Raw genomic sequence first — 9,536 nt, forward strand, 5'->3', positions numbered from 1 at the left:
GCCAGAGCTGTGCCGCGAGCACGGCACCCACCGTTGTGCACTACCTCGTTTGAACTATCTATCGCTCAAAGCGCCGAATTTTCTTCTCCCATAAGCTTGTCCTGCGTCCTTGTATCGAAGTCGCTGGCGTCGTGCCGCTCATGAAGTTGACTCGACGGAATGCCGCTTGTGCGGTTGACCTTGCGGCCCCGGGCGACGGCTGGCCGGGCGAAGACCTGATCGGCCCAGCGCACCACGTTCTTGTAGTCTTGCACCGAAAGGAATTCCGCCGCTTCGTATTGCCAACCCTTCACGAGGCCGCCGTACCAGGGCCAGATCGCCATGTCCGCAATCGTGTAATCGGCGCCAGCAACGAACTCGTTGTCGGCTAGTTGACGGTCCAGCACGTCGAGCTGGCGCTTGACTTCCATGGCGTAGCGGTTGATCGGGTATTCCTGCTTGGTTGGTGCATAGGCATAAAAGTGGCCGAATCCACCCCCGAGAAAGGGCGCCGAACCCATCTGCCAAAACAGCCACGAAAGCGTCTCGGCGCGAGCTAGTCTGTCTGTCGGCAGGAAGGCGCCGAACTTTTCGGCAAGGTACATGAGGATTGCGCCGGATTCGAAGACCCGGGTTGGTGTTGGTTCGCTGCGGTCCAGCAACGCTGGTATCTTCGAGTTGGGATTGACTTCGACGAAGCCGGAGCTGAATTGATCGCCTTCGCCGATTCTAATCAGCCAGGCGTCGTACTCTGCCCCCCCATAGCCAAGCGCGAGCAGCTCTTCCAACATAATGGTGACCTTCTGACCGTTCGGGGTTCCAAGCGAATAGAGCTGCAATGGATGTTTGCCGACGGGCAGTTCCTTGTCGTGGGTGGCGCCTGCGATGGGCCGGTTGATATTCGCGAAGGTGCCGCCGCTTTCTTGGTCCCACGTCCAGACTTTGGGCGGTACATATTCGATTCTGTCAGTCATTACTAGTTCTCCGAGGTCGATGTCTATGCCTATGTGCTGCTTACAATAGCTGGTATTTCATCCAATCCACCAACCACATGCGATGGTGTCGTGCCCAATTCGTCAAACGTATTGCCGCGACGATTAACCCAGCAAACGTCAAATCCGAAATGGCGCGCACCCGATGCATCCCATGCGTTCGACGAAACAAACAGAATCCGGGGCGGTGGTAGACCTAGCGTTTGGCAAGCGAGCGTATAGACGCGTGGATCGGGCTTGAATACTCCCACGCGTTCAACGCTGATCAGGTGCGAGAAATGTTCTTGCAAGCCAGAGTTTTTCACAACACTGTCAATCGAGAAAACTGACCCATTAGACAAGATAGCCAGCGGCAGTCCCATGTCTTTCAATCGCTGCAATGCAGCGGGTACTTCTGGGTACGGCGACAGGTTTAGATAAGCATTGCACAGCATGGCGCAAGTCGTCTCGTCGAGATCTAGCTTCAGGTGATTGCAGGTGTAGACGAGCGCGTCATGGGTCGCTTGCTCGAACGAAATGTACTGTCCCATCAAGCTGCGCAACCAGGTATATTCGAGCTGCTTCTGCCGCCACATCTCGCTAATCTGCATGCCTTGACCGGGATACGCAGCATCACACTGTTGAACGACCGAATGGACGTCGTACAGCGTGCCGTAAAGATCAAAAACGATAGCCTGTGTGTTCGACATGGAACACTCCTTTTACACGATCAGAGGGCGAATGGTCCTTTACTGCCTCGGCAAGCTCCGGCTTGCCGTTCAGGCCGCCGGTGGGAAGTTTGAGGGGAAGAGTGCACGTTTAGTTTCCTCATCAATTACCTTCTTGAACGCAATATCGGCCCCGACCATCCGCGCACGTGCGACAGCTGGCCTGGCATCGATCTCTCGAAACCAGCGTTTGATGTTCGGGTAAGGCGCCAACGGATCCTCGGCACCCTTCATCACCCTGGGCGCTCTGTCCAGCCATCCCCAAGCAGAGATATCGGCGATGGTGTATTCATTGCCGACGATGAACTCACGATCATTCAAATGATCATCCAAGACTTTGTAATGACGCTCGATTTCGCGGCGGTAGCGATTAACGGCGTAGTCCTGGCCCGCAGGCGCCGCATGCTGAAAATGCACGGCCTGTCCCGAAAATGGCCCGAGGCCACTGCCGATAAAAAGTAGCCATGACAAGAGCTGCGGACGATCCTGGGCCTGGCCGAGGAAGCGCCCCGTCTTCTCCGCAAGGTACATCAGGATTGCCGTGGAATCGAAGACCGTCGCCGGTTGCCCGCCCGGCCCATCCAAATCCACAATTGCGGGAACCTTGCCGTTTGGATTGATTTTGCGAAACTCGGGGTCGTGCTGCTGACCCTTGCTGGTATCCACCGGCACAACCTCGTATTCCAGCCCTGCTTCTTCGAGAAAGAGTGAAATTTTGGCTGGATTAGGTGTCGGATGATAATAGAAATGAATCATTTGCAATGCCTCGTACGGGTGATACCAAGTTGGCGAACATGTTCACAATTGCCAAAACATCGATTGAGTTCCAGATATAGAGCAATATTCGAAAGGAAAGAAGCCCTTGATCACGAGCTTATGTCTTATATCAATTGATCTAAAATAGCCTTTTTATATCAATCGATCTAAAATAGTCAAGTATTAGATCAACATCTGCTATGTGTCAGAACACCTGGACAATCTTATATGGGCAGACCAAGAGAATTCGATGAAACCGAAGTCCTCGTTGCGGCGATCGACTGCTTTTGGGAACGCGGGTACGAAGCAACCTCGATCAGAGAACTCGCCGACAAGATGGGATTGACGGGCGCAAGCTTGTACAACGCTTTCGGCGACAAGCGAACCCTATACCGCAGGGCGCTTCATCATTACATCGAAACCAGCTTCGCAGATCGCGTACAGCGGCTTGAAGGCAAGCTACCTCCGCTACAAGCGATCAGCGCCTTTTTCTCGGAGATCATTGAACGGTCCCTGGATGATAAGCAGCGAAAAGGATGCATGCTTGTGAATTCGGCGTTGGAGATTGCCCCGCATGATCCAGAGTTCCGCAAAATTGTCACCGAGGTTCTCGGGCATATCGAGGCTTTCTTTCGCCGATGCGTCCAGGCCGGCCAACAAGACGGAACGATAACGACATCCCAGTCCGCCGCAGACCTGGGACGCCTCCTATTTGGCGTTCATGTCGGATTGCGCGTCGTTGCGAGAACAAGACCCGAACGAGCGTTGCTCGAAGGGATGGTTCGCCCCGCGCTAGCGCTTTTAACCCTTACCTAGGGCACCCCCGCCGAGGCGTTTGTATTAGCCGCATAAACTGGCAGATTCTGCTGGGTCAATACATCTCTGTCGCCGGGGCCATGTTCGTAGAAATAGACAATACAAAGTGGAAAACGGGCAAATTCAAACCCTTTGATTCTGGAAGAGCGGCTGCGGCTACGTTAATATAACGAAAGACAATAAGCTTATTCCCAAATGGGGTACATCTTGCCAGACATAGCAGCACCACAAGAAGCAATCGAACTTTCGACGATTTCCGAACGAGAGCAACGCGGCAATATCGCGCGCCTGACGGTGGCACAGGCTCTGGCCGGGGCAAACTCGGTCGTTGTCTACGCCACAGGCGCCATTATCGGGCACACGCTCGCACCGGATAAAGCGCTGGCGACCTTGCCGATTTCCATCTTCGTGGTGGGCATGGCCGCTTGCATTCTTCCAGCCGGCGCGATTGCCCGGCGATATGGCCGCCGCATGGCGTTTCTGGCGGGGGCCGGTTGTGGCGTCCTGGTCGGCGTGCTGGCGGCGCTTGCGGTCATAATCGGATCGTTCTGGCTGTTCTGCCTGGCGACCTTCTTTGGCGGGTCCTACGCAGCGGTCGTGCTCTCTTTCCGTTTTGCCGCAGCCGACGGCATCAATCCGGCGAAGCGGGCTCGCGCGCTGTCGTTTGTAATGGGCGGCGGCGTCGTGGCCGGCATCGTGGGGCCGCAGTTGGTCAACCACACCATGTACCTATGGCCCGCCCACATGTTCGCCGCCACCTTTATCGCGCAGGCGGTCGTCGCGGCGCTATCAGCCATCGTGCTGCTGGGCGTGAAGCTGCCCAAGCCGTCTGCGGCGGAGATCGCAGGGGGAAGGCCGTTGGGGCTCATCATCCGCCAGCCTGTCTTCATTACGGCGATGATCTGCGGTGCAGTTTCATATATGCTGATGAATTTTCTGATGACCGCTGCGCCGCTGGCAATGCAGCTTTGCGGCCATTCGCAAGAAAGTGCCAACCTGGGGCTTCAGTGGCATGTGATCGCCATGTACGCGCCCAGTTTCTTTACTGGTCGCCTTATCACGCGCTTTGGCGCTGGACGGGTGGTGTCCGCCGGACTGCTACTTATCGGCGTATCCGTCGCCGTGGGCCTGACCGGGATTGATGTCGCGCATTTCTGGCTGACCCTGATCCTGCTTGGCATCGGCTGGAATTTCGGCTTCATTGGCGCTTCTGCGTTAGTGCTGGAATGCCATCGGCCCGAAGAGAAGACACGCGTCCAGTCATTCAATGACTTCATTGTGTTCGGCACGATGGCGGTGGGCTCCTTCGCTTCGGGCGGATTGCTGGCGGCTTATGACTGGGACATGGTGCTTTGGGTCTCGTTGGCCCCGCTTGCCTTGGCAGTGCTGGCCCTGGGCGGGGCTGTACTGAACGCCAGGCGAGTTTATCGATCAGCGTGAATGTCGATGTTCTACCGCCAACACGTCCTGCACGGTTTTCGCGATCGCCTTGGAAAATTCTGGTTCGTTGATGTGTAGCGGTAGTTTTTCAAGGCGGTGCGTAGGCGTTTGCACAAAGTGGCGATCAATGGCCGAAAAAAGGGCCTGGTTAGCTTCGGGGTCGTAAAACGGCTGGCCGGGGCAGTCTATGGCTGACAACCCTTTCATGGGCAGCAGTAAATGCACGACGCCACGTGATTGATTCAGCCGCGTGGCGATAGCCTCGCCGGCACGGTCAAGTTCTTGGGCCGTACTGCGCATTAGGGTGACTTGTGCGTTATGCACATGGAATAGACGATGGCTGAATCTTGCAGGAACGGTTTCGCGCGGCCCCCAGTTGATCATATCCAAGGCACCGACCGAGCCTATCCAGGGAAGCCCAAGCTCGGCCGCGGCGGCGAGGCGATCGGGCCCTGCGTCGCAGGCGCCGCCGACGAGATGCTGACCCACTTCGGTGGTCGTGACATCAACGATGGCCTGCAACATGCCCGCCCGCGCAAGCGCTTCCATTGTTCTACCTCCCATGCCATTGGCATGGAACACTTGGCAGTCGTATGTCGCGTCGAGTCGATGCGATACGGCCTGCACGCATTCGGTGGTGACGCCGAACATAGTCAAGCCGAGGGCGGGGCGCTTATCATCCAACCGTTGCGCCGCTACATGCGTCACCATACCGGCAATGGCATGGGCCGCGTTGGCAAGAATCATGCGCGACAGGCGGTTCAGTCCGGCCAGATCGGTGACCGGATTGAGCAGCATGACATCGTAAACGTCCACAAACGGTGTAACGGTCCCTGAGGCAAGTGTCGTTACCAGCAGCTTGGGCATGCCGTATGGGAGCACATGCAGCGACGGCGCGATCATGGATGTGCCGCCGGATCCGCCTATGCCTATGAGTCCCGAGATAGCTCCCGCTTGTTGCCGAGCACTAACGAGCCGTCGCAAGGCTTGCCCCATTGCGATGACAGCAGCGCCGCGGTCATTCCCGCCGAGTACATGGTCCGCGCCCGACTCATGATACGAGGCTACCTCGGTAGCCGACATGTCGGCCTGACTTGGCGCGCCCCGTGTGCTGATGTCGACGGTGAAGACCGGCGAACCTGCCTGCTTAATCAGCGTGGCAAGATAGCAGAGCTCCTCGGCCTTGGTGTCGAACGTGCCCACTACCCACACGCATGCTTCGTCCGCGATCATTTTTCTTTTCCGAAGCGCTCGTTCACGCATTGAAAGAAAATGCGGAACGTATTCTCGACCCGCTCGACTGCCTCAGCTTCTTGGTCTGCTGGCACATCGAACGTCGCCCACCATTCGCCGAAGCACTGCCCAGTTTCGGTGATAGGCAGAAGGTGCATCTGTGCGACATAGTTGCTCCAATCTGCATCGATGTGCAGAATCTCGTAGGTGCATCGATGATCGAGGTCTGACAATTCGAGAAGCCGCTCGCGCAGTGTGCCGCCGTCCTCGCGAACCGTGAAGTGACGCACGCAGCCGACCTGATCCGGCGCCAAGTTGCCTTCGATGTAGGAGTTCTCGAAGTAGGGGTGGTAGTTGCCCAGATCGCCGAAATCGCGCAGCATCTCCCACGCCTGTTCGAGCGTGGCTTGCATGACGGCGCTTACATAAACTCGAGCCATTTGAATCCTTTGCTTTATCGGGTTAGGGATTTGTACAAACGCACGTGCTTTTCGATCGCGACTTCGACAGGAAGTCGTTCCATGCTGCTTGCGCCGTAGAAGCCGTTGCAGTGTTCACTGTGACGCAAGACGTATTGCACGTCGTCAGGCATGGAGATGGGCCCGCCGTGTGCAATAACGATAATATCCTTGCGGATTTTACGGGCCGCCTCACCCCATTCGTCAATCAGCCGTACTGACTCCTCCAGTGATTTTGATGAGTTTGCGCCTATGCTGCCCCCGACCGTTACGCCCATGTGAGGAACAATAAAGTCGGCACCAGCCTTCGCCATTTCCGTCGCCTCATCGGCGCTGAACACATAGGGCGTGGTGAGAAGATCCAATTCATGGGCTTGGCGAATCATATCGACTTCAGTAGAGAAGTTGATGCCTGTCTCTTCCAGGCTTTGGCGGAATGTGCCGTCAATAATCCCAACCGTCGGGAAGTTTTGAACTCCGGCGAAACCCAGGTCTTTCAGTTTTTTCAGGAATACCGGCATGATGATGAACGGATCAGTACCGTTCACACCGGCCAGCACGGGTGTGCGTTTGCATACCGGCAATATTTCGCCAGCCATCTCGAGCACGATGTCGTTGGCGTTGCCATACGCCAGCAAACCAGCTGACGATGCACGCCCAGCCATACGGTAGCGCCCGGAGTTGTAGACCACGATAAGGTCGATTCCTGCGGCTTCCTCGCATTTGGCCGAGATACCCGTGCCGGCTCCACCGCCGATAATTGGTTCGCCCCGGGCGACCATGTCCTGAAACCTCTGCATCAATGCCTGGCGATCATGCCTTGCCATAACTACTCCTTAATAAAACGTTTTTGTGTGATGATTCGGTTTATGGAAAATTCTGATTTGGCCGAAACGCACATTCTCGGTGACGACACACGTCTCATTACCGTGCGCGCCGAGCATTGCGAGGCACTTGCCTCGCGCCATATTGCGCATGTTGCCGTCATCGACGCTGCCGCGCCGTATACCGTTGTTCGTACCCACTTGAGCGGCGCCTTCATGCAGGTATGCCTGGGCGGAGAGGGGCAAACGTTGCTTGACGGTCGATGGCATAAACATGCCGAGGGCATAGCCAGCTTCGCACCTGCACATGTACTGCATGCCTTCCATTGCGCGCCGGATAAGCGGTGGCAGCTCTGTTGGGTACGCTTTATGCCCACATCGCCGCGGTCGCTGGCGGGTGCCATGGCGCCGGGGCTGACCCGATTCGATGGACGTCCGCTTGAACACGCTATTTTGGGGCTTTCGCACGAGATGGAAAGCGCCGCGGATCCGGGCACCTGCGCTACCTGGGTCGATATTATCGAACGCTATGTGGCTCGCATGATCGATCCCTGGCAGCGGGAGCCCAGGTTGAATGACATGTGGAAGGCGGTTCTTGTCGACATTGGCCGGCCATGGAGCCTTGAAGATCTGGCCCGCCTGGCCAATATCAGCCCAGAACATTTGCGCCGCTTGTGCTGGAAGAACTTTGGGCGCAGTCCTGGCAGACAATTGACCACGATGCGAATTGCCCAGGCGGCGCACGAACTCGTCACCACCCAAAAGAAAATTGAGGCCATTGCACGTGATGTCGGTTACGTGAATCCCTTCACGTTTTCCAACACTTTCAAGCGCCTTACCGGCTTCCGGCCGTCGGAATACCGGTCGCGGCCCCGCACTTAGCGCGGTCGCGCGCTGCCAATGAATATGAGACATGTACGAAGCTATCGCCGTTATTTTTTGACCAGATAGCAGGTGCTGTCTGCCAATGGCGCAAACGCCTGCGCTGCCGGAATGGTTTTGACCAACTTGTAGTAATCCCAAGGCGCCTTGGACTCTTCGGGCGACTTCACTTCCCACAAATACATGTCATGAACCATGCGGCCGTCTTCTCGAATCTTGCCATCCGTGGCGAAAAAGTCGTTAATGGGTGTTTCGCGCATTTTGGCGGACACGGCGTCCGGATCATCGGTGCCTGCGGCCTGGACCGCTTTCAGGTAATGCATGGTGGATGAATAATCCCCGGCGTGAGCCATATTCGGCATGCTCTTCATGCGTTCAAAATAGCGCTTGGCAAATTCCCGCGACCCTTCGTTCATATCCCAGTACCAGGCATTGGTAAGCAGCATCCCCTGGGCTGCGTCAAGGCCCAGCGCGTGTACGTCATTGATCCACATAAGCAACGCAGCCAGCTTCTGTTTAGGCGTTAGCCCGAACTCACGGGCCGCTCTGATGGCGTTGATGCTGTCGTGCCCGGTAGAGGCCAGGCCAATAATTTTGGCGCCCGAGGTTTGCGCCTGCAGGATATATGACGAATAGTCCGTCGTGCCCAGCGGATGGCGGGCTGCGCCCAGTACTTTGCCGTTCGCCGCGCGCACCACATCGCTGACCTGCTTTTCAAGACCGATGCCAAAGGCAAAGTCCACGGTCAGGAAATACCATGTATCGCCACCCGGCTGCTCTGCCACGGCACGGCCGGTTCCATGAGCCAGCGAATAGGCGTCATACGTATAGTGGACGGTGTACGGCGAGCACATATCGTTGGTCAATCCCATATTCGACGGGTTGTTGACGATGATGTGGCGCTTCTTTTCTTTCGCGATCCCGGCAACGGCCAGAGCGACGCCAGAATTGGCCAAATCGGTAATCATATCCACACCGTCCCGGTCGAACCATTCCCGCGCCCTGGCCGCGCCGATGTCCGGCTTATTCAGGTGGTCGGCGAACAGAACCTCGATGGGCTTGCCGAACATCGTGCCTCCAAAATCTTCAACAGCCATTCTTACGGCTTCGACAGCGCCCCTGCCGGACACATCGGCGTAAGTGCCCGAGATGTCAGTCAATACACCAATGCGCAGTGCGTCGCCGGAAAGCGACTGAGCTTGTGCCGTGGCGATGCCTGCAATCAAAGCGACGGACGCCGCCGTACATTTCCATAGTTGGGTCTGCATGAATTGTCTCCTGTATGGGTCGAGTCGCAGTAATCGCGACTTTAGCCGTGTGTTCTCACGGTACAAGGCCATGCTAAGTACGCGGCAACCGCAAGTCCATACCGCCAAGACACCAGTACCTATCAGGAATACACAGGCCGCGGTGGCTCGTGCAAGGCCGACGTCGGGATGTGTGTTTTCG

At 56.6% G+C, this 9,536-nt stretch carries 10 protein-coding genes; 3 read left to right on the plus strand and 7 right to left on the minus strand.

Translation table 11 applies throughout. From position 1 onward, the window contains the following. Nucleotides 1-65 precede the first annotated feature (65 nt). From yghU to ABWO67_RS17475, 3 genes are all read right to left on the minus strand, one after another. The gene (yghU, locus tag ABWO67_RS17465) at nt 66-953 is read right to left on the minus strand and encodes a glutathione-dependent disulfide-bond oxidoreductase (RefSeq protein ID WP_353154013.1); all 888 of its coding nucleotides are present in this window, start codon (nt 951-953) and stop codon (nt 66-68) included. A 29-nt stretch (nt 954-982) separates the two neighbouring features. Next, nucleotides 983-1,660 carry a haloacid dehalogenase type II gene (locus tag ABWO67_RS17470; protein WP_353154016.1) on the minus strand — a complete coding sequence of 226 codons (678 nt, stop codon included), beginning with the start codon at nt 1,658-1,660 and terminating at the stop codon, nt 983-985. A gap of 69 nt (nt 1,661-1,729) precedes the next feature. Next, a complete protein-coding gene (locus ABWO67_RS17475) occupies nt 1,730-2,434 on the minus strand; it encodes a glutathione S-transferase family protein (protein ID WP_353154018.1) in 705 nt (234 codons plus the stop codon). A gap of 228 nt (nt 2,435-2,662) precedes the next feature. Here ABWO67_RS17475 and ABWO67_RS17480 point away from each other — a divergent pair, with 228 nt between their 5' ends. Both ABWO67_RS17480 and ABWO67_RS17485 read left to right on the plus strand, forming a co-directional pair. Further along, nucleotides 2,663-3,250: a TetR/AcrR family transcriptional regulator gene (locus ABWO67_RS17480; RefSeq protein WP_353154021.1), complete on the plus strand. Its 588-nt coding sequence runs from the start codon at nt 2,663-2,665 to the stop codon at nt 3,248-3,250. A gap of 207 nt (nt 3,251-3,457) precedes the next feature. Beyond that, nucleotides 3,458-4,690 carry an MFS transporter gene (locus ABWO67_RS17485; protein WP_353154024.1) on the plus strand — a complete coding sequence of 411 codons (1,233 nt, stop codon included), beginning with the start codon at nt 3,458-3,460 and terminating at the stop codon, nt 4,688-4,690. Here the strand turns inward: ABWO67_RS17485 and ABWO67_RS17490 are convergent. From ABWO67_RS17490 to ABWO67_RS17500, 3 genes are read right to left on the minus strand one after another with little or no spacing between them, the layout of a single operon-like run. After that, nucleotides 4,682-5,923: a Tm-1-like ATP-binding domain-containing protein gene (locus ABWO67_RS17490; RefSeq protein ID WP_353154027.1), complete on the minus strand. Its 1,242-nt coding sequence runs from the start codon at nt 5,921-5,923 to the stop codon at nt 4,682-4,684. The genes ABWO67_RS17485 and ABWO67_RS17490 overlap by 9 nt on opposite strands. Beyond that, complete coding sequence (locus ABWO67_RS17495) at nt 5,920-6,363, minus strand: SRPBCC family protein (RefSeq protein WP_353154030.1); 444 nt, start codon at nt 6,361-6,363, stop codon at nt 5,920-5,922. Before ABWO67_RS17495 ends, ABWO67_RS17490 begins: the two co-directional genes overlap by 4 nt. 14 nt (nt 6,364-6,377) lie before the next feature. After that, on the minus strand, nt 6,378-7,208 hold the full coding sequence (locus ABWO67_RS17500) for a phosphoenolpyruvate hydrolase family protein (RefSeq protein WP_353154032.1): 831 nt from the start codon (nt 7,206-7,208) through the stop codon (nt 6,378-6,380). A 42-nt stretch (nt 7,209-7,250) separates the two neighbouring features. Between ABWO67_RS17500 and ABWO67_RS17505 the strand changes: the two genes are divergently transcribed. Beyond that, complete coding sequence (locus tag ABWO67_RS17505) at nt 7,251-8,087, plus strand: helix-turn-helix transcriptional regulator (protein WP_353154035.1); 837 nt, start codon at nt 7,251-7,253, stop codon at nt 8,085-8,087. 50 nt (nt 8,088-8,137) lie between these two features. Here the strand turns inward: ABWO67_RS17505 and ABWO67_RS17510 are convergent, their stop codons facing one another. Next, entirely contained in the window at nt 8,138-9,355 is a 1,218-nt protein-coding gene (locus tag ABWO67_RS17510) for an ABC transporter substrate-binding protein (protein ID WP_502930044.1), read from the minus strand. Nucleotides 9,356-9,536: the final 181 nt, after the last annotated feature.

It is taken from the genome of Pollutimonas bauzanensis (assembly GCF_040393045.1).
Taxonomy (GTDB): domain Bacteria; phylum Pseudomonadota; class Gammaproteobacteria; order Burkholderiales; family Burkholderiaceae_B; genus Pollutimonas; species Pollutimonas bauzanensis_A.